Below are 20057 nucleotides of genomic sequence, written 5' to 3' on the forward strand. Positions count from 1 at the left end.
TCACTTTTCAAATATAAAGTCGATTATCTCTGATATTTTTGAAAGGGTGATGTCGGCTTCTACTTTTTGTCCATTTTCTCTTTTATCACCATAGGCTGCGTAGGCAGTTTGCATTCCTATCTTTCGGGCAGGTTCGATATCTCTTCTGGGACTGTCTCCTACGAAAAGAGCTTTTGATGGGGGAATTTTCAGAATGTTCAGTGCATAATGGAATACTTTTGGGTCGGGTTTTTTTGCACCGGTCATGTCAGTTGTCACAACTGTATCGAAGTAATTGCCAATCTGTGTTCTTTCGATACGTTTAATTGCATTGTATGATTGTGCATCCGTAACAAGTGCGATATCCAGTCTCTGTTCTTTGAGCTTTTGCAGTGTTTCTATGACGCCGGGATATAGGACGAGTGCTTCCACTTTCACTTTATCATATAGATCGCAACTGATCGCATAGTTATCTTCGGAATATAATTTGTTGTCAAGAAGGTAGTCCTGTATGTTCTCAAGGTCTTCAAAACCGGTATTCTCTCTTAGAAAGTATTGAAGCATTGCTTCTGCATCACCTGTGCCGAGGTGCTCTACTATCCTTTGGCATGCTATTAGTTTTGCTTCCAGAAAATCGAAAAGGGTGTTGTCCATATCAAAAAGGACAGCCTGTATATTTCTTGCCATGTATTTTTAATATCCTCGCATTCAGTCTGTAAATGCAAGGTATCCCGGGAGGATCACATTAATCCCGGGTACTATTATGAGTAATCCGTACCATCTTGATCTGTTGGTGGCAAAAGCTATTTCTCCCCAGATGTATGCGAATATAAATAAGTTTATTAATGGAATGAGCAGTCCCAGAAGTGCTAGGGTCGATGTATTTCCGATCCTGCACATCAATATGAGATTTAATATTGGTATCCATGCCATCCATGAATTTCCAACTTGAGTCTTGGCAGCTATTATTTGCAAAGAGTAGGAAATATATGCGTAGAGCAGTATGGCAGCTATAAGGTGTTGTGTGCCAAATCCTGGGTAGAATGATATGATGTCCATATTAGTTACCTTTTATTTTCAGATTGTTATACCTTATACTTATCCATACCGGTGATGGATGCAATATTCTATTATAATGTGTGGTTCATTTGTCGTTCATGGCATCATCTTCTGTCAAGGGATATCTGGAGATCACGACCGGCTGTATCGTTTATGGTATGGTGGGTGTTTTTCTTGTTCTCATCAATGATATGGGTACTCTGCCTATTATCTTTTACAAACTTCTTATTGGTGTGATATTTCTTGCAGGTTATGTGTATCTGACAGGCAAAATGGACCTTATCAAGATAAAAGGCAAACGTAAGCACTTATTGCTTCTTGGTATCTTCAAGCTCATGACCATTTATTTTTATTTTACATGCATTCTATATTCGGGGTTGTCAATTGCTATTTTGTTGCTCTATACAGCACCTATGTATGTTACGTTATTCTCTCCCTTTGTACTCAAGGAAATACCTACGAGGCTTGGCATCGTTGGATTGCTCCTGTCTATGGCAGGCATTGTTCTGGTGGTGGACCCTTCAAACCTCGTTGGTGCTGGATTTAGTGATATGCACTTTGTTGGTTTGATCGCTGGTATTCTTTCGGGTATATCGTTCAGTTTCCTTATCATGAATGCACGCTACCTCCGAGATGAATATTCAGGGTTTGCACAATTTTTCTGGGCAACAGTATTTTGTGTAATTGTGCTACTTCCTTTTGCATCGGATGTTACGGTCCCGGTACTTAAGGACAATTTTATGCTACTGCTTCTTTTTGGAGTGGTGAATACAAGTATAAGTGGAGTTCTCTATTTCACTGGTTTGTCAAAGGTAAGAACTCAGACTGCTAGTATACTGGCTATGTTTGAGCCTGTAAGTGGGATATTTTTTGATTATGCTCTTTTGCATAGTGTAATATTTGCTGAAACGGTTTTGGGGTGTGTGTTTATTATTGCAGGTGCTCTTCTTGCTGTTATGGAGAATATCTCTTTTAGAAAGCACCCTGAATTCGAGACGTGATCAGTGTCTTGGAGCCATTTTCTGCTTTGTGAGGGTTCCTTTTGAAAGGGCTATGGACAGTTATATGCAGATTCAATGCTGAATATGGATGATTGCGGATTTGGCAATATGCGTCCAAATACATATTTTTATTTTGAGATAAGTTTGTTAGTATTTCATTTAGATGAATACCTTTATATACCAGAAACGGCATATTCAGCGAAGTCGCTTTTGAATTTATAAAAATTTATAAAGCCACATGGCTGTGTCGGAACAGATAAGTTCCGAGGCTACGGGGTGCGATATCGCATTCTTAAGGAGGACAATATATGGCAGATGAAGAAATAAGACATCTGGTTCGTATAATGAATACTGATCTGCAGGGCAAAAAGCCAGTGAAGTATGCATTGACCGGTATACGTGGTATCGGATTACGAACCTCTCGTGTTATCGTTGACAGTACAGGTATCGACCCAAACGCAGTGATCGGTTACCTTTCTGACGAAGATATTAAAAAACTGGATTCAACTATTGATAAGTTCGAAGAGCAACTTCCGAAATGGATGCTCAACAGACAGTTTGACCCTTTAACAGGGGAAAACAAGCACCTTCTTGGTCAGGACATCATTCTGACACTTAAAGAAGATCTTAACGACCTCAAGAAATCACGTGCATACCGTGGTCTCAGACATGAGAGAGGTCTCAAGGTCAGAGGACAGAGAACCAAATCCACCGGCAGGCGTGGAAGCACCATTGGTGTCAGGAAGAAGAAATGAGGGTGATGAACTATGGCATATCCAGGTAAAAGTACAAAGAGCTATGACACTCCACAACATCCATGGCAAGCAGAAAGGATGGCATCCGAGGTCGAGCTCGTTAAGAAGTATGGTCTCCGTAACAAAAGGGAACTCTGGAAATCACTCAGTGTTCTGAGAAGGTTCAGGGGAGATGCAAGACGTCTTCTTGCAGAGTCCGCAGAATCTGATCTTATAGGTCACTCAAAGACCGAAGCTGATCAGCTCCTTACAAAACTTATCAGGTTCTCAATTCTCAAATCTGATTCCAATATCGATGATGTTCTTGGTCTCCAGACCGAGGCTATTCTGGAGCGCAGGCTTCAGACCCAGGTCCACAGACTTGGACTCGCCCGCACCGCACGTCAGGCAAGGCAGTTCATTACACACGGACATATCGCTATCGATGGTAAGAGGGTAACAGTCCCTGGTATGATGGTAACAAGGGAGCAGGAGATGAATGTCGAATATTACGGTACATCACCTATGACCAAGGAATCTCATCCAGAGAGGCCTGCACAGATCGCAGCATCAGTGGTTGAGGAATAAGGAGGAATTAAATATGGCTAACGGAATCTGGGGTGTTGCACACATCAAGTGCTCATTCAATAACACTATCATCACTGTGACTGACCTCACAGGCGCAGAGACCATCGCAAAATCCTCTGGTGGAATGGTTGTAAAGGCAGCAAGGGATGAAAGCTCCCCATATACTGCTATGCAGATGGCTACTCAGCTTGCAGACATTCTTAGGGACAAGGGTCTCGAGGGTGTCCACATCAAGGTAAGAGCACCGGGTGGAAACAAGCAGAGGAGTCCTGGACCAGGGGCACAGGCTGCTATCAGGGCATTTGCAAGAGCTGGCGTCAGGATCGGAAGGATCGAAGACGTAACACCAGTTCCACATGATGGAACTCGTCCAAAAGGCGGAAGGCGTGTATAATCACAAAGGACAGAGGTTATTTTATGGAAATCGATATACTTGAGTTATCGGACAGATCAGCAAAGTTCATACTGTCAAATACAACTGCAGCTTTCGCAAATGGAGTTCGTCGCGCAATGCTTGCCGACGTACCTACGCTTGCGATCGATGACGTGAATATCTATAACAATACTTCTGTTCTGTATGACGAACAGTTGGCATTGAGATTGGGTTTGATCCCACTCACTACCAGCTTCGACGACTTCGTTCCTCAGGATAAATGTACATGCGATGGGGCAGGTTGCCCTGCATGTACTGTTTCATTGACACTCAGTGTAGAAACAGATGAGAGTGGTCAGACGATCGTTCACTCCGGTGATATTGTTTCATCTGATCCGAATGTTCAACCAGCAGACAAGAACATCCCTATAATTGATCTTAGGGTGGGGCAGAAGGTTGTACTTGAAGCAATTGCTCATATGGGCTACGGTAACAAGCATGCAAAGTGGCAGGCAGGCGTTGCCTGCGGCTACAAGATCATGCCTATTGTAACCTTTGAAGGCTGTGACGGGTGCGGCATCTGCATCAATTCTTGTCCTAGGAACATCATTCAACTCATTGATGGATCTGCAATGGTGGCCGATGAAGACCTTCTTAAGTGTTCACTTTGTAGGCTTTGTCAGGATTCCTGCGACATTAATGCAATTACTGTAAGTGCAGATGAAAAATCTTTCATTTTTACTATGGAATCTGATGGCTCATACACTGCTCAACAGTTAATCTTAAATGCAGTGAATACCATTAAGGGGAAAGCCTCTGAGATGCAAAACATCTTGAGTACATTGTAAATTGGGAAATCTGATTTCCTTTTTACTTTATTTAATTTGAAGTATTCCCGTGCGGGGGTTGCCCAGCCAGGTCAAAGGCGCTAGGTTGAGGGCCTAGTCTCGTAGGAGTTCGTGTGTTCGAATCACACCTCCCGCACCAAACATACTACTAATATGGAATCGATTTATCCTGAGTTCATTGGGATATAAGTTCAATAAACAACAACGAAATGCGGGGGTTGCCCAGCCAGGTCAAAGGCGCTAGGTTGAGGGCCTAGTCTCGTAGGAGTTCGTGTGTTCGAATCACACCTCCCGCATCATATTCTATTTAATTATTAAACACCGATGCATCTTTTACTCTCTTTTGCTTCCATATAGTCAGTTTTTGACACATTTACGCAATATATCTAAATTCGATAGCAATTGTGCATACAACATCTTTATTTTTTTCAAAAAATATACAAGAGTGAAGTGGCTAACCGATGTAACCTTAAATTGAGATTACTTCCCTTTCAGTATGTTCAGCTATTCCAAGAACGATTATTTTTGTTTCGATCAGCGGATTTGAATTTTCCATGAAAAGCTCATTCTTTTTCACTTAGTTTCACCGAACCATTATCCATATTAGCATTCTTTACGGCTTGTGGATAATTTCATTACCAAGTCTGAATGCATGTTCTAAAGCTTCCTAGTGTTCATAGAAGCTTTCTCTTCCCTTTTTCAGAGTACGTGTTTAATAAATTGGCTGTATCAAACGTTTCTGCATAAGCATCTCAAAGTGTTTCGTTATGGGTAGCTTATTCAAACGATTTCTTATCTCCCTTATTGATGTAGATCTCTTGGAAATAGCTTCCAGTAATTCAGCCTCCTCATTACTCAAATCGATAGGCTCGTAATCTGTTCTAATAAAGAATTTCGTAGATTGGAAGTTCAGACCAATGATGCCTCTTGATGACATTGGATTATTGGCGGGTTGCTCTAGAAAATCTGGATATTTTGCTGTAGCCCTGCACAATGAAATAACTCTTCTGGGTCCGATAGCAGTTTATTCTGATATTCGCCAGCTTTCAGATTAACAATTCTCCATTATTGATCGTCTTCATTAGTGAAAATAAATAATACTTTCACCCCGCTTGGCAGTCTTTAATATATGCAGAAGTAGTACTATCAGTTGAGGTGAATTAAAATGGATGATTTCTTTACAGAATTGATAAACAGAGCAAGATATTATGAACAATTTGAAGAATTTCTAAGAGTTTGCAGATGAGTTTCTGCAACATTCAGCCGTAGTTTCCTCCATCCCGTCAAACTATTTATTTTCACTACGGCTTCATTCCTCTTTTTCCAATGTGTTTTGTGTAAAAGCTCAATTTCAAATACGTTCTTCTTTTTTACAGCGATCTTGCATTTTGCTTAAGAAAAGTTCTTCTCGGTGTCTTTCGTACTTTTTTTGTTCTTCAAGACGTGTCTGATAAATGCGTATCGATCTCAAAAGATCGATCTTCCTAAACTCTGGCCAGAAAGGTGCGCAGAAATAGGCAGCACATTCGTTCCCATTGGCCTGCCATGGCAGGAAGTTCGAGATCCTTTCATTTCCACCTGTGCGGATTATAAGGTCTACGTTCGAGACCGAGGGACTTTCTATGGGGTATAGATGCTCTGCAACAGTGTTCTCACTGATATCTTCAGGCATCAGTTCATTGATCAGCACTTTATCCGCCATCTTTTTTACAGCTTGTACTATATCCTGTCTGCCGCCATAAGCAATAGCAACGTTCAGTTTGAACTTTCTGTAGTCCTTTGTAGCTTCCTCTATCCTTCGGGTAGCTTCCTGAAGTTCTTTGGACAAAAGACCAATATCTCCGACAGCACGCACCCTTATCTCTCGTTCATGGGTACGCTCGTTCTTGCGCATATAGTCAAATTTGTTAGCAATAAGTTCAAAAAGGCGTACAGTCTCATCATCGGTGCGGTTAAAGTTTTCTGTAGAAAAAGCATATACTGTGAGTTCTTTAACTCCTATTTCATAAGACCATTCGATAACCCTCTCCGTAATATCTGCACCGCGAGAGTGGCCATAATCCACCCTTTTCCCTAATTTGCCAGCGAACCTACGGTTCCCATCCATAATTATCGCAATATGCTCTGGAACCGCTTTCCCTTTCATACTTGCAAGAAGGGATCTTTCATATATATTATAGAACAGATTTAATGGTGATGTCATAAAAGATCAGATCTTGGTATTGATTGATTGATTGATTGATTGATTGATTGATTGATTGTGGATGTATAAATTGTAACAATAACTGTTTGACAGTACCAAAACTGATCATCCACATCAATTAGTAGTATGAGCTTTAGTGACGATCAGTAGTTATCAAGTACGGACTTAACTACTGGTTTGTAGTCCTCTTTCAACAGGTATAGATTATGGTCGCCTGTAACATCGATACTGAGTATTCCAAGCCTTGTGTTCATAAGCCCTACCATGGCTGAAACTCCTCTGTAGCTTACATCGAACTCCTTTTCATGGAGATGTTTGTAGACATCACTTGTAGTGAAAGTGCCTCCGTCTAGGAACATTTTCAGAACAACTTCCCGTATTCCGGTATCGTCTCGGCCCAAATATTTTATAAGTCTCGCCTTAACCCGGTCTTCTATAGTCTCCAGCACAAACACCTCAATTGTCTTTATGTGATTTTAAGTTATAAATTTATGGTAATATATTTGATTTCTGATGCAGAATGCGTTTTCTCTACAGCATTAATCCTTATAAATGTTAGTATCAAAGCGGTATAACTTCGACTACCAGACCATCTTTGAAAGGATATCTTTCGATAATTGATGGCACGAATCCAAACTCTTTAAGTTCCTGGGCATTTTCTTCGGCAAACCACCCCGGCAATTCTATTGCCCTTTCCTTTATTGCGAACATCTTTTCAGGGACTCCTATTTCATTTAAGAAGCTCACAAGTTCCTCTATATCGCTTGCTTCTATGGATCCGTATAGCAGTGTCCCATCCTCTGTGATCTCATCAAATGGGCGGGCGGTCTGCTTAGAAGTTCTAATGAGTCGTTCCCTAAGTTGCCCTGCATCTTTATATCTTGATGAACAGAAATGCATCTTTGGGAGATACTGCGCAATTTCCCGGGCAAATGTTTCAGAACCCTCAACTGCGTTGCTTATATCGTTCTTAAGCATGAATCCTCTTCCTGTGAGTTCCATGGCATTGTTATCTGAAAATTCCAGTTCGTTAAGGTTCAGGAAGCATCCCATCTCGTTAATAATGTCCTTCAACTCGAGAACTCCCTTTATCGAAGGCAGTTCGAACCCTACTTCAATGCCCAGATATTTTGCATCCTTCACCGCTTTCTCATAAGCGGATCCTTTCAGAACGTGCCACATATTTTGCGGTGGGTGGAATCGTATCTCATCCAGACCGGCAGAAGCAAGAGCTTCAAGTGTTTCTTTTGAAGGTGCTATGGATGTGTAGAGGTGAATATGATGTGCCTTCCCAAACTCTGCTTTGAGAAGTTCTATATAATGGATAACCTTCTCTTTTTTCAGTAAAGGTTCACCTCCGGTGATGCCTGTGCCTAGCGCATCCATCGTATGTGCTTCGCACAAAACATCCTCATCAGTTTCAACTGCCTTTTCGTTCGCATAAACTGTATCTCTTTTCCTGTCTTCGGAAAGGGGGCAGTAGAAACATCCTCTATCACATATACCTGTGATGAATAGTACCATTTTGGCACCTTGTTGACAGAGTCTGCAACCTTCAGTTAGAAAATTGTAGAAAGACCCTTTATCCGTCTGGATCATTTCTTTCATAGTATCCCTTCATATGCCCTCTGATATATAAGCATGTTTTAAAGCAAAGTGCTTATCTATTTTGTACCATAATCTTTGACAATGGCGAGTCTTGAAGGCCATATGGCCATCATAGGATGCAATAATTGTGGAAAATGTGCTCTAATATGTTCTCATGATGCTTTAGAGTTTCACAATGATAGAGTGACCATCGATCATGATCGTTGTGTTCTCTGTATGGATTGCGCAAAGGTATGCTTCATAAAGGCCATTGTCTATATCGAATGATCTGCCAATAATATCACATTCTTGTTCTTAGTAGCTCAGATAAGCCCTCTGAAGAATGTCCTTGCCGCAATGGCAGTTACAGTGAAAACGATTATAGAAATTGGTAATCCTTGTCCCAGGTCATACATGAACTGTGTTCTGTCTCCACCGTTCTCAATAGTGCTTGAAAATCTTGTGAGTATTGCTGTGATCAGTATCAAGTAGATCCCTATGACTAGCATGAATAGCTCTGGGGCAATTGTCTGGTCAAGGTTCTCCGGTGTGATGTTCGCAGGTCCGGGCATGATCTCCTCTGGTAATCTACTCATCCCTTGTGCTATATTCTGCAATATTTTTGATATGACTTCTGAAAGTGCAATTGTAACTCCTGCTATAAGAGGTGCAAATATGATTGCTGTAGTTCGCATGGTAGATGTCATGTCATAGAGAGAATGCTTTATGTTCTGTTCCACCACCTGAAGCTCCTTCAAGTGATCTGCAAGTTTAATGATGGCAATCCCGACTGATGACTTTTATGTATGCTTTCAGTGAACATGACCATAGTCGTTTGTATCCTGTCTGAATAAATATCTTTGAAAGCCCCGAACTCGTCATCGAATATTGCAGTCCTTATATCCGTTCGCATCGTTATCAGGTTGGTAGAGATCCTTTCAAATGCTTTTCCGATATGGGATCCCTGCACTGTTCTTGCAGTGTGGGCAAATGCTTCTTCTGCTGCCCTGCCCTCCGAGATACGCCGCCCGAGAATGAACAATGCATCTGCAAATTCATTTTCCATCCTTTTTATCTCATCACGTATTCTTCTATATGGGGAATAAGCAGCGTTCATGTATATTGAAAAAGCGATCACGACCCCCCATATTATCAGGAGTGTGGGTGGTAGGATACCATTTAGCGTACCTGTAGATATTATGTTGAATGGATTTCCAATATATTTGTATGTATAACCAGAGATACTAATGAGCGTTCCCACAATAATTGCTATAATGAATCCATTGCGTTTTTTCTGATCAATGTTCTTTAGCTCCGGGTGTGTATCTGGGATATTCTGAGGTACAAAGGTTGCTGGTCGCTGCATTAGGATATATTCAGCATAAGCAAAGGTCGCAAGGGGAAGAATGATGTCATAGAGTATGACCAGCGTCACAATATTGAACTTGAATCCAACAACGGTCATTGCAGGAAGTAATGCGACCAGTGCAAGTGGTATCAATATGAATATCGAATATAGGATGTATGTGGGCGTTTTTAATTTCGATGCAAATTGTTCCATCAGTTCTTTCGTACCATCAAGAACGATGTCAAGGGCGCGATTGAGTGTTATTATACGCTGAGCTTCGTCAGGTTCACTAATTGAGCTTTTGATAAGATGAAGTGACCTTTTGAAATGTTCGCTGTTCTTTCCCCACATGTCAGCAAAATCAAGAAGTGCATCATCGATATTGGAATATGTTCTAACCTGCAAGTTCCATAACATTTTCCGAAGGTCATATGCAAGAGGTCTCTTCGAATGGCTGGCTGCAAAATGGACTGCTTTTTCCATGTTCGATACAAGTCTCATTGACATCACTACATAGCTTAAGACCTCTGGAATATCACCTATTGACTGTATCTTCATGTATCTTGCATGTATCTTCACATATTCACTAAGGTACAAAAGAACACACAGGGTAAAGTAATTGTCAGGACCACTACAAGTGTTAATATAGTACGGTCGAATGTCGTTATCTGAAATAATAGGGTGTCAAAGAGCAGTAACAATGCTAAAGTGGCAAATGTACCAACATAGGAGAACATCACGGTCTCAAAAGGCTCTATCACGAATCCGGTAAAAGTAATTGAATCACGATATTCCTGACTGACGGACCTTTCGGCCTTTGTGGCAAAACTGTCCATGTCCTTTATGAAATGGGAAAAGTGGTGGACTGTGAACTTACAGCTTCGAATATACCAATTCCGGGATGCTTCCATTTGAATTCCGCCACTTTATTTCAGATATAAGTTGAAGAGAATTTGTCAAACCAATCTGACCATTTTTGATAGACATTTTCATAATCAGGTCCCTCGGAACCATTCTTTTCCCTGTCCATGTAGAGCCAGAACATATTGTTGGCTTTGCTGACTGCTTCTGCTTCTATAAGGTCCGGATTGGTCTGTCCTGCAATTGCCATCTTTTCTTTTATCTTTCCCCTTATGCGGATGTTAAGGGACGCGGTATCTATCGAGATTCCCCACTTGTGAGCTATTTTCCCAACAAGTTCAGACTGACCCCTGTCAAGAATATCGGTGGGTACAAGCGAATCTGTTGCAGCATTATATTCCATGATGTCTGCAAAAATATCATTTGCATCTGCAGTTTCATCCCAGCCACTGACCACTTCGCATATCTGGGTAACACGCCTCTTCTTGCTCATACTTCCGCCTACCCTTGTGTTTGTGCAGACTACAACGGCATCTGTTGCTTTAAATGAGGCTGGAGGTACTCCAAGCGTATGTACTATCCTTTCGTAAACTGCACTTGCAGATGCCCCATGGATCGTACCAAGTTCAGAATTGCCTGCAGCTCCGACCTGCATTGCTTCATAGAGAACTTTTACTTCTTCTCCTCTTACCTCTCCTATAACGAGCGATGAATTTCCAAGTCGTAATGTTGCCCTTAGTGCAACTTCCGGTCGAATTTCAAGATTCGTGTTAAGTATGGATGACCGAGAGCTCATTCCCTGCATCTTCCAACCCAGTTCCTGAAGATCCTCGATAGGTATTTCTCTGGTGTCTTCAATGGTAAGTATCCTGTATTTCTGTGGTATTTCCATTATCATTGCAGACAATAGCGATGTCTTGCCTGCTCTTACTTCTCCGGCAACGAGGATGGATGTCTCACCATCCATTAGAAAGCTTAATAAACCGGCTGTGAGTGGGGAGATAGACCCTGTGGCAATGAGTTTTGGTAGTGTCCACGGTCTTCTGGAATGTTTCCTAAATGCATATGCAAGCCCGTTCGCACTCAATGGGTCCCCTATGACAGAAACTCGGACGCCGAATTCCTTAAGTTCCATCTCGAGTATCGGGGTAGCTTCTCCAAAAGGTCTTCCGCTTATGGCACGAAATCTTGATACCATCGAATCCAGGTCATCCTGTGATAGAAATATGTTAGTGATGCATTCATCTCCATCGATGAGCACATGCACTGGATTTTTGTCTGCCGGGGCATTGATGTAAACATCTGTGACCCTTGTATCGGACAATATATCTTCAAGTATTCCAAGTCCGGTGGTGTATTTTGCCAGAAGTTCAGAATAACTGTTCACATCTGCAGGGGCAAGTGCGATATTATGTGACCTTGCATCTTCCTCGATCATCTTCTTTCCGATCCTTCGGAAATACTCACTGGAGTTGGCAGGGTTTGCAAAATTCATATCATCCGGTCTGAATCGTATCAATTTTTTTCGAACTCTCTCTATCATTTTAAGAGTATTTGTATCGAGATTGTATTCTCTGGGAATTATCATGTACAGTTTTTCAGGACGATCTGTCATCTCATAGATGGAGACTTGTAGATCTCTTCCGTTGTGGTGTGAAATCTCATAACATTCAAGGAACTCCGATAGTTCAGGAGGTTCTATGTATATTCTTGATGTAGAAAATGCTGGTCTAACACTTGGTTTTATTAATTTGTCATAATCAATTTCTGATGGGTACTTTCATCAGTATCAATTAATTGTCTCAAACCCGGTTTTGTTTCCCATATTTCATCCATAATCAATTGGAAACTTTTAGTAAATCTATTACATTCATCGCATTCGGGAACTATATCTACAACAATTGGTCCGTTTATTCCTTCGTTTCTTTCCTGAAGTTCTCTGAGAAGCTGGATCTATCTGAATAGATCATTTTTTGATGTTGCAATAATTGTTTTGATCATTTTGATCCTATCTGAACAACATTTATCAGTTGCTGCCTGATGACAATTGAACGAAAGGTTCGGATTGATGTAGTTACTAAGGGTTTCCTGCAAGTGTGCAAGTTCGTAAAGGGCTTTTATTTCTTTGCCTTCGTAATCACGTTCATAAAGATGAGAAAGGACAATTCTTTCGACAAGTGGTTCTCTGAGGAGTGCTGAAAGTATTTGTTTACGGCAGTTCTGATCGTTCAATGTTGATGAATTTTCACAGATCGAACACATAAATATGATTGATCTCTGAGTCTTTGTCTGCCGTATTTTATATGAGCATTTGTTATCGTTTTTTGCATCCTTCTTTAAGAATGATCTATATAATTTGTCTGTATTGACCACGATGTTCAATCCTGTGTATATCTACAGGAAAATATTTAGTTTAATTATAAAAATGTAACTATATTGTTTACACTGTATGAAAATTTAATATTTGTTGAATGTGAGTGCGGTCAAAGATCAACATAGAACTATTAAATGGATGCGCGGGATAGACAATTCAAAAAATTATAAAGATGGCAGTTCTTTCAACTGCTCACCTTTTTTTAAAAAGAGATCTGACATCATATCAAATTATGGGATGTTTGTTCTTGTCGCCCCTGCCAATACCTTTGTAAACGAATCCATTGCCAATAAAGGCATCTGGGTCGAGGACATTCCTTCCATCTACGATCACGGTGTTCTTCTTTTCTGTAAGTGATCTAAGATAGGCTGGGTCGAGTTTAAAGTAATCTGAATGTCCTGTCAGAACTGCAACGACATCGGCATTCTCTATTACTTCATCAATGTTTTTCATTATCTCTACTTCAGGGTAGTTCAGTACATGGGGGTCATGTACCATCACTTCAGCACCGTTCTCTATCAGAAGGTTTCTATATGGCTCAGATGGTGGATTTCTTGCGTCATCAGAATCATTGATAAAAGCCCAACCCAATATTGCTACTTTTGATCCCCTCACGTCTTTACCAATGCGCTTCAGGGCTTCTCGTGTCAGGTAGTACATGTGATCTGGCATAAAGTCGTTTACCTTCCTTGCAAGTACAAATAAAGAATCTGTATTTTCAGGATAGTCAAGATCTCCATTGCTTGTTGTGACTCCTCTTTCAAGATGGTATGTATCTTTGGTGAGGCAATGCCCACCTACTCCGGCACCCGGGTAAAGCACAGCTCGTGTGATTCCTTCTCCTTTGAGGCTATCTATTCCTGCTCGAACATCATATACATTAATTCCCATTGCTTCACAATACAATGCAAGCTGGTTGATAGCTGCTATTTGAAGGTCACGGAACGTATTTTCAGCGGTCTTTGTAACTTCGGCAGCGGTTGCTGTCATGGGTATGATCTGACCTTTTGTCAAAACAGGACTGTATAGTTCTACTGCCCTTTTCGTGCTGTTGTCATCGATCCCACCTACGATACGATCGTGTTCCTGTATGTTCTTTAACAGGCGTCCGACCATCACTCTCTCTGGAGCGTGTGCAAGTGCAAAATCCTCTCCTGCTTTAAGCCCTGATTCTTCTTCAAGTATCTGCCTTGCAAGGGTATCCGTTGTTCCGGGTGTTATTGTAGATTCCAGGACTACTAGCATTCCTTCCTTTAGGTATTTGCCAACATTACGAATACCTTCGATAAGGGCACTAAAATCAGGCTGGAGACTTGCCGGGTCTAAGAATGGTGTCTGTATGGCAAGTGCCACAGCATCAACCTCAGATATTCTTGAAAAATCTGGGGTACATTCAAATTTATTTGCATCTACGACTTTTCGAAGTAGGTCTTCAAGGCCAGGTTCTTCTCCTTTTAATGGACTGTCCCCTTTGTTCAGCATCTCTATCTTGTAGCCGGAGCTGGGCGAATCTCTCTGGAATCCCAGGACAAGATCGAACTTCTCAGAATCTGCAAATAAAGCAGCTGCAGGAATACCTACGTATCCCATTCCAAGAACCCCTATCTTTTTTATCGGACCTCTCTTTTCAAGAATTGAACTTAGTTTATTTGTCATGATATCACTATTTTAGTTTATATGTGGAAGTTGTAAAATATATTGTGCTTATATGGGCATTAGCATATTGTCTATTCATATATTATTTAACTCATATATATTCAGAACATTCATTTTTTAGTTGAAATGTTCTTACTTTAAAGTGTTCAATTCAGTATTTTTCCCCCTATGTCCCTTATATTGCTGATCTTATCAGACAATGTTCTTTGGATGAAGTTCTATATTGTGAAAAAAATCGAATTTTCATCAGGGATGGAAATCTATTATGGATGGTGATAAAAAAGATAAGTATTTAATTAGGGGAAGGCAGGTAAATAATAAGTAAGTATCTGTTATGTGGGCAATTGAATATTTGGCCCACTCAACAAAAAAGGGTGAAATTCAGGCCTTCTGTTCTTTTTTCTTCTGAACAATCTTCTCAAGTTTTTTCGTCCACATCTCTTCGTTCATATCTGTATATTCACATTCAATATAGTGCTCAACTGCAATGATAAGTGCCTCTTTTGTTGATGTGTTGTTGCATTTGTCTTTTAATGCTAATAATTGTTCTTCTGCAAGAACGGTTTGGGCATGTACTATCTTCATTTTTTCATCTCCGTACGGGCATTTCGCGCTGCACCTCATAATGATAGATTATATTTATAGTTGTTGTTGAAAAATCTCATCTTATCTTACTTGTCATAAAATCATTTTTGCCAATCGATTTTTTCTCATCGATGTTATCTCATTTGGATAGCTCTGTTCTCTATTTTCATCTCTTTCTTTTGCGATGTATTTTGACCAATAGGTTTAAAATATTGGTTGACATTACAAGGGTTGTTCGAGGGCGTGTGGCCTAGCCAGGATATGGCGGCAGCCTCCTAAGCTGTAAATCAGGGGTTCAAATCCCTTCACGCCCGCCATTATTCTTCTGATAATGTTTCAGGTTAAGGAGCTTGTGTTTTGATTAGGAAAGCCACATTAAATGATGTTGATGCGATTAAAAGCATCATTAGTTTCTATGCAAAGCAGGAGCTTATGCTCCATCGTTCTGTCAGTGAGCTCTATGAGTCCATACGTAACTTCTATGTTTATGAGATCGATGGCGATGTGGTAGGTTGCTGTGGTCTGCAGGTGTTGTGGGCAGATCTTGCAGAGATCCTGTCCTTTGCTATTCTTCCGGAATATAGGGGGAAATGTATTGGCACTCAATTGTTAAATGCATGCCTTGATGATGCTCGTGAACTCAAGGCTACCTCTGTCTTCACATTGACGTATGCACCTGTCTTTTTTGAGAAAAATCATTTCAAACGTGTGGACAAGGCAACTCTCCCGCACAAAATATGGATTGGTTGCATCAAATGTCATAAGTTCCCTGATTGTGACGAAATAGCTCTTTCATTGGAACTTTCATAATTCGATTAATCAATGTAATCATTTATTAATCCCAAGTACATTTGCCTAGCTATAACCAAACCAGGAAGATAATAATGATTAAAGCACGTATCAGAGATTTTATAATTACCAAAGACGACTGGATATTTGCAGTTGCTGACTATTTCCATCCCGAAGGTGTCAGGTGTGTGCTACGATATGTACCCGATGAGAATGGGGAACGTCAGCTCAATGGGGTGAATTACCGCAAATATGATTTCGATGTTGCTTTTGATTTTATGCGTAATAACAGACCTGAGTGGGTTCAGGATGTCCATGTAGTTCCTGAGGATCAGGTAAAGGTCATTCTCCATCCTTCAGATCCCATTTCAGAACTCATAAAAAAGGATGAGAGGGTAAAAGCCGTCTATGAAGTATTGCATGCAGCCGGTATCCCAATTGAAAAGATGGGTGTTACCGGCTCTTTCCTTCCTGGCTTACAAAACGATATGTCCGATGTTGATTTTGTTGTATATGGCAAGGACTGGTTCAATGCAAGGGATGTCATTGCAGTTGCAAAAGCAAAGGGCGGATTCATTGAGGATATTGATGAGGATATGTGGCGTCGCATTTACAACAAACGTATCCCTGAGATATCTTTTGAAGAATTCGTTCTACACGAAAAGCGTAAGGGCAACAGGGGAATGGTCGGTGGCACATATTTTGATCTCCTTTTTGTTCGAGACTGGGATCAAATAAGTTTGCCTATCTCCCGCGGTGAAGACATCGGTACTGCAAAAATCGAGGCAATGGTAACTGATGCAGAACTGGCATTCGATAATCCTTCTATATACAATATCGATCACGATGAGATCGATCATGTCCTTTCATACACTCACACCTATGCCGGTCAGGCTCTAAAAGGGGAATTGATCGAAGCACAGGGCGTAGTTGAACAGGTAGGCGATATTAAGAGACTTGTAGTAGGAACTTCGAGGGAGCCTAAAGGCGAGTGGATAAGATCACTGACACTACTAGATCTGTAATATGGTCTTGTATCAAAAAGTGTTAGAATCGATGTTAATAAAGATGTGAAAATGTATTAAAAATAGTTATGTTAAGTGCAGCGAAATGTATGCGCACTCTATAAGTTGATCGGATGAATCAACCGCCACCAGTTGCCTGAAAAACGTCTTCTACTTTTTCCTGACCGGTTTCGGAATGCGCTTTTATAAGCTCCTTTGCTTCCTCCTTTGTAAGGACGTGTTCCTTTCCTTTGGTCGATACCTTTTCAGTGATTTGCAATGTATCGATCCTGTAGTATAATTGTGTTGTGTCAAGAAGTGCCCAGGTGCCTTCGTCATCGGTGGTGATATCCTCTATCACTCCTATGGTGTCGGTGTTAATATAGCGTACATTGCTGCCAACATTAATTGGTTTGCCATCGATATCAACGGGTTTGGGCACTTCGTTCATTTGTTCCTCGCATCAATTATTTTTTATCTCGTCTCTGAGATCACCGAGAAGAGCAACTCTTTCTGCAAATGCATTATGTCTGTGTATGCTCTCTTCATTAATCTGCTTAATGGTAACGAGTGCACTGTCAGGCACATGAGCAAATTCACTGACTATATTTTGTGCCATTGTTCTGACACAATCTTCCACGAACTTAGGGTTCTGGTGTGCTCTTTCAACTACAAGTGCTTCATCTGCGCGCTTCAGGAGCTCTACTATGCTTGAACTCATGGAACTCTCGATGATACGGATGATGGTCTCAAGGGAGACATCAACGTCACCGCTGACCTCGAGGGATATAATTCCACGTCCTCTCTGGTTGTGGGTAGCCATTGGTACTTTGTTCAGGAAGTTCATGACGGTCTCAAGACCGACTCCAAGTTCCCTTAGTGCAGTTTTTGCGTTGTCTCTCATTATTTCCTGTGCGCATGGGCATGCTGTCATGCCAACGACCTCGGCTCCAATGAGTTTCTTGACATCGATGTCCCCATCTTCAAGTCTTGTTGCGGTCGCTTCTGCAAATATATCCACTACTTCTTGACATTTCATTTTTGTAGATGGTGCTTCTCTTTTGACAACATATTCACTCTTCATACGTACTTCTGAACGAGTGGCGTATTCATGACGTCTTAGAAGGCTTTTAGCAACATCATTACAGAGTTTCTCTATCTCATAGACTGGCAGGTTGATGGCTTTTTCAAGGACTTCATCCATAGCTTCAAAGTTACGTGACAGGTTTGCACCTTTACGGTCTGAAGGTAGGTCTACAAAGATCTCAAAAGTTGAGATAAGTACAATTGGACGTTTGTCCTTTCTCTTTATCTCAACAAGCTTTTTAACTCCGGTAACACCCACGCGTGTAAGGTTTATGGGTATTTTCGGTCTGTTTGCCTGTACATCAGGAAATTGCGCAATTGGAAGTTCCATATTTATAGCCTCTAACAAGGATTAAGTAAATAATTGTATATTTAATTAAATAGTAACCAACACAAACAAATTCATTGCATGTAAATGTTTTGTTATGTTGCCATAATATATCAGGCGCGACCTCTGTAATTATTTCATATTTTGTTGTATTTAAGCCGAAGGGATAGCATATTTATGCCAAATTATTCCTCTTTATCTATAATGTCTCCAAAATCATAATCTAAAGGCAACATTAAAAGAAAACTATTTATATTTCATAAGTACAACTACCTATAACCGATATCGGGTTAGTAAGGTGATAAAATGTCTGAAACAAGAAACTTTGTGTTACGAGACGAAAAAGGCAACGAAAGCGGCGTATTCACGGGTAAACAGCCACGTCAGGCAGCTCTTAAGGTTGCTAACAGGGGCAAGGGTACCAAAAAGAAGCCAGATAATATCATGCTTCGTGAGCGCGGCACCAAAAAGATCCATGTTTTCGTGGGTTGGAAAGAAATGGTCGATGCACCAAAGAACAAACCTGACTGGATGCCTGACAAGATCAACAAGCCATTCGTCAAGAAACAGAAACCAGGCATAATCAAACTGGAAACTATCTAATATTTTCAATTATTGTAGGTTCTGATCTGAGCCTGCAAGTTCTTCTTTTTGAATTTTATTAACAATTTCTGTTGATATCTCTTTCAAGCTTTATACTGTTAACTTTTGTTCTCTAAATCAAAAAGCTTTATACGATGTATAATCTTTATTGTACCTATATGACAGGAAAAAGAGAGAATGTGTTGATCGAGGCACTTCCTTACATAAGGGAATTCCACGATTCTGTTATGGTGATCAAAGTAGGTGGACATGCAATGGTGGATCCTCAGGTAATGAGTGATATCGTCCAGGACATTGTTCTTCTGCGCTTTGTCGGTATTCATCCTGTGATCGTTCATGGTGGCGGACCGGAAATAACTGAAAAGATGGACCGAATGGGCAAAAAATCGGAATTTATAGGCGGTTTGAGGATAACTGACGATGAGACCATGGAAATTGCCAGGATGGTGCTTGTCGGAAATATCAATACCCGTATAGTTTCTCTTATAAGCAAACATGGTGGGAAAGGTGTCGGTCTTTCCGGAAAAGATGGGAATATGATATTGGCAAAGAAAAAGCCCACTCAGAAAATTCTAATCGAAGATATTGAACACGATGTTGATCTTGGTTGGGTAGGGGATACTGAGATCATCAATCCTGAGATCATCAATATTGTGACTGCAAATGGGTATATTCCAGTCATATCTCCAATTGCAATGGATTCTGAGGGGAATGCCCTGAACATCAACGCTGATACGGTTGCAGGTGATCTTGCAGATGCTCTGAATGCAAAGAAATTAATACTTATGACCGATGTGCCTGGTGTTCTCAGAGATCAGACCGATATATCAACACGCATATCACGTATAGGTGTGGACGAAGTTGAACAACTGATAGAAGATGGAGTTCTCAGTGGCGGTATGATCCCGAAGATGAGAAGTGCAAAAGCAAGTGTTGAGGGCGGTGTGGACCGTGTTCATGTTATCGATGGCAGCATATCCCATTCAGTATTGCTGGAGCTTTTCACCGATCAGGGTATTGGTACGATGGTTTATAAGGACACCAAATAAGG

General features: G+C 40.8%; 25 protein-coding genes and 3 tRNA genes. 14 read left to right on the forward strand and 14 right to left on the reverse strand.

The genetic code is table 11. The annotated features are described in order from the left end of the window. Positions 1-666 (reverse strand): HAD family hydrolase, encoded by a 666-nt coding sequence (locus MBUR_RS00175; protein ID WP_011498221.1) that lies wholly within the window; start codon positions 664-666, stop codon positions 1-3. Positions 667-687: 21 nt separating this feature from the next. After that, entirely contained in the window at positions 688-1038 is a 351-nt protein-coding gene (locus MBUR_RS00180; RefSeq protein ID WP_048063105.1) for a DUF5684 domain-containing protein, read from the reverse strand. 98 nt (positions 1039-1136) lie between these two features. Between MBUR_RS00180 and MBUR_RS00185 the strand changes: the two genes are divergently transcribed. The 8 genes from MBUR_RS00185 to MBUR_RS13630 all read left to right on the forward strand — a co-directional run bounded on the left by MBUR_RS00185 (position 1137) and on the right by MBUR_RS13630 (position 5637). Further along, a complete protein-coding gene (locus MBUR_RS00185) occupies positions 1137-2039 on the forward strand; it encodes a DMT family transporter (protein ID WP_011498223.1) in 903 nt (300 codons plus the stop codon). 308 nt (positions 2040-2347) lie between these two features. After that, positions 2348-2794, forward strand: coding sequence for a 30S ribosomal protein S13 (locus MBUR_RS00190; protein WP_011498224.1), 447 nt, complete (start codon positions 2348-2350; stop codon positions 2792-2794). Between the two features lie 12 nt (positions 2795-2806). Continuing rightward, positions 2807-3361, forward strand: coding sequence for a 30S ribosomal protein S4 (locus MBUR_RS00195; RefSeq protein WP_011498225.1), 555 nt, complete (start codon positions 2807-2809; stop codon positions 3359-3361). A gap of 13 nt (positions 3362-3374) precedes the next feature. Continuing rightward, entirely contained in the window at positions 3375-3755 is a 381-nt protein-coding gene (locus MBUR_RS00200; protein ID WP_011498226.1) for a 30S ribosomal protein S11, read from the forward strand. Positions 3756-3778: 23 nt separating this feature from the next. Further along, positions 3779-4582 (forward strand): DNA-directed RNA polymerase subunit D, encoded by an 804-nt coding sequence (locus MBUR_RS00205; protein ID WP_011498227.1) that lies wholly within the window; start codon positions 3779-3781, stop codon positions 4580-4582. Positions 4583-4633: 51 nt separating this feature from the next. Beyond that, positions 4634-4721 (forward strand) — tRNA-Leu (locus MBUR_RS00210). Positions 4722-4793: 72 nt separating this feature from the next. Beyond that, positions 4794-4878, forward strand: a tRNA-Leu gene (locus MBUR_RS00215). A 621-nt stretch (positions 4879-5499) separates the two neighbouring features. After that, the gene (locus MBUR_RS13630) at positions 5500-5637 is read left to right on the forward strand and encodes a hypothetical protein (protein ID WP_157196596.1); all 138 of its coding nucleotides are present in this window, start codon (positions 5500-5502) and stop codon (positions 5635-5637) included. 296 nt (positions 5638-5933) lie between these two features. Here MBUR_RS13630 and uppS read toward each other — a convergent pair whose 3' ends face one another. From uppS to MBUR_RS00235, 3 genes are all read right to left on the reverse strand, one after another. Then, positions 5934-6785, reverse strand: coding sequence for a polyprenyl diphosphate synthase (gene uppS, locus MBUR_RS00225; RefSeq protein ID WP_011498228.1), 852 nt, complete (start codon positions 6783-6785; stop codon positions 5934-5936). A 143-nt stretch (positions 6786-6928) separates the two neighbouring features. Next, the gene (locus MBUR_RS00230; RefSeq protein WP_011498229.1) at positions 6929-7240 is read right to left on the reverse strand and encodes a DUF2551 domain-containing protein; all 312 of its coding nucleotides are present in this window, start codon (positions 7238-7240) and stop codon (positions 6929-6931) included. 106 nt (positions 7241-7346) lie between these two features. Then, positions 7347-8393, reverse strand: coding sequence for a radical SAM protein (locus MBUR_RS00235; RefSeq protein ID WP_011498230.1), 1047 nt, complete (start codon positions 8391-8393; stop codon positions 7347-7349). A gap of 102 nt (positions 8394-8495) precedes the next feature. Here MBUR_RS00235 and MBUR_RS14660 point away from each other — a divergent pair, with 102 nt between their 5' ends. Continuing rightward, the gene (locus MBUR_RS14660; protein ID WP_394295782.1) at positions 8496-8660 is read left to right on the forward strand and encodes a 4Fe-4S binding protein; all 165 of its coding nucleotides are present in this window, start codon (positions 8496-8498) and stop codon (positions 8658-8660) included. Positions 8661-8695: 35 nt separating this feature from the next. Here the strand turns inward: MBUR_RS14660 and MBUR_RS14215 are convergent, their stop codons facing one another. From MBUR_RS14215 to MBUR_RS00255, 7 genes are all read right to left on the reverse strand, one after another. Next, a complete protein-coding gene (locus tag MBUR_RS14215; RefSeq protein ID WP_232221915.1) occupies positions 8696-9112 on the reverse strand; it encodes a hypothetical protein in 417 nt (138 codons plus the stop codon). Positions 9113-9126: 14 nt separating this feature from the next. Then, positions 9127-10317: a hypothetical protein gene (locus MBUR_RS14220; protein ID WP_232221916.1), complete on the reverse strand. Its 1191-nt coding sequence runs from the start codon at positions 10315-10317 to the stop codon at positions 9127-9129. Then, positions 10296-10631: a hypothetical protein gene (locus MBUR_RS14225; RefSeq protein ID WP_011498232.1), complete on the reverse strand. Its 336-nt coding sequence runs from the start codon at positions 10629-10631 to the stop codon at positions 10296-10298. Before MBUR_RS14225 ends, MBUR_RS14220 begins: the two co-directional genes overlap by 22 nt. A 20-nt stretch (positions 10632-10651) precedes the next feature. Beyond that, positions 10652-12100, reverse strand: coding sequence for a type II/IV secretion system ATPase subunit (locus tag MBUR_RS00245; RefSeq protein ID WP_232221917.1), 1449 nt, complete (start codon positions 12098-12100; stop codon positions 10652-10654). A gap of 434 nt (positions 12101-12534) precedes the next feature. Next, a complete protein-coding gene (locus tag MBUR_RS12715) occupies positions 12535-12813 on the reverse strand; it encodes a hypothetical protein (RefSeq protein ID WP_157196597.1) in 279 nt (92 codons plus the stop codon). A gap of 367 nt (positions 12814-13180) precedes the next feature. Then, positions 13181-14611: a nucleotide sugar dehydrogenase gene (locus MBUR_RS00250; RefSeq protein ID WP_011498235.1), complete on the reverse strand. Its 1431-nt coding sequence runs from the start codon at positions 14609-14611 to the stop codon at positions 13181-13183. Between the two features lie 381 nt (positions 14612-14992). Beyond that, positions 14993-15196, reverse strand: coding sequence for a DUF5371 family protein (locus MBUR_RS00255; protein ID WP_157196598.1), 204 nt, complete (start codon positions 15194-15196; stop codon positions 14993-14995). A 239-nt stretch (positions 15197-15435) separates the two neighbouring features. Between MBUR_RS00255 and MBUR_RS00260 the strand changes: the two genes are divergently transcribed. The 3 genes from MBUR_RS00260 to MBUR_RS00270 all read left to right on the forward strand — a co-directional run bounded on the left by MBUR_RS00260 (position 15436) and on the right by MBUR_RS00270 (position 17010). Further along, positions 15436-15513: transfer RNA gene (locus tag MBUR_RS00260), tRNA-Arg, on the forward strand. Between the two features lie 40 nt (positions 15514-15553). Continuing rightward, the gene (locus MBUR_RS00265) at positions 15554-16006 is read left to right on the forward strand and encodes an N-acetyltransferase (RefSeq protein ID WP_011498237.1); all 453 of its coding nucleotides are present in this window, start codon (positions 15554-15556) and stop codon (positions 16004-16006) included. 74 nt (positions 16007-16080) lie between these two features. Continuing rightward, positions 16081-17010: a nucleotidyltransferase domain-containing protein gene (locus MBUR_RS00270; RefSeq protein WP_011498238.1), complete on the forward strand. Its 930-nt coding sequence runs from the start codon at positions 16081-16083 to the stop codon at positions 17008-17010. A 118-nt stretch (positions 17011-17128) separates the two neighbouring features. On the opposite strand, the gene MBUR_RS00275 is transcribed toward MBUR_RS00270, so the two are convergent. Then, positions 17129-17440: a DUF2098 domain-containing protein gene (locus tag MBUR_RS00275; protein WP_011498239.1), complete on the reverse strand. Its 312-nt coding sequence runs from the start codon at positions 17438-17440 to the stop codon at positions 17129-17131. A 12-nt stretch (positions 17441-17452) separates the two neighbouring features. Continuing rightward, a complete protein-coding gene (gene mptA, locus MBUR_RS00280; protein ID WP_011498240.1) occupies positions 17453-18406 on the reverse strand; it encodes a GTP cyclohydrolase MptA in 954 nt (317 codons plus the stop codon). A 303-nt stretch (positions 18407-18709) separates the two neighbouring features. On the opposite strand from mptA, the gene MBUR_RS00285 reads away from it, so the two are divergent. Continuing rightward, on the forward strand, positions 18710-19006 hold the full coding sequence (locus MBUR_RS00285) for a non-histone chromosomal MC1 family protein (protein ID WP_011498241.1): 297 nt from the start codon (positions 18710-18712) through the stop codon (positions 19004-19006). 158 nt (positions 19007-19164) lie between these two features. Beyond that, on the forward strand, positions 19165-20055 hold the full coding sequence (argB, locus tag MBUR_RS00290; protein WP_048063440.1) for an acetylglutamate kinase: 891 nt from the start codon (positions 19165-19167) through the stop codon (positions 20053-20055). The last annotated feature ends 2 nt before the right edge of the window (positions 20056-20057 follow it).

The sequence above is a fragment of the Methanococcoides burtonii DSM 6242 genome (assembly GCF_000013725.1).
Lineage (GTDB): Archaea > Halobacteriota > Methanosarcinia > Methanosarcinales > Methanosarcinaceae > Methanococcoides > Methanococcoides burtonii.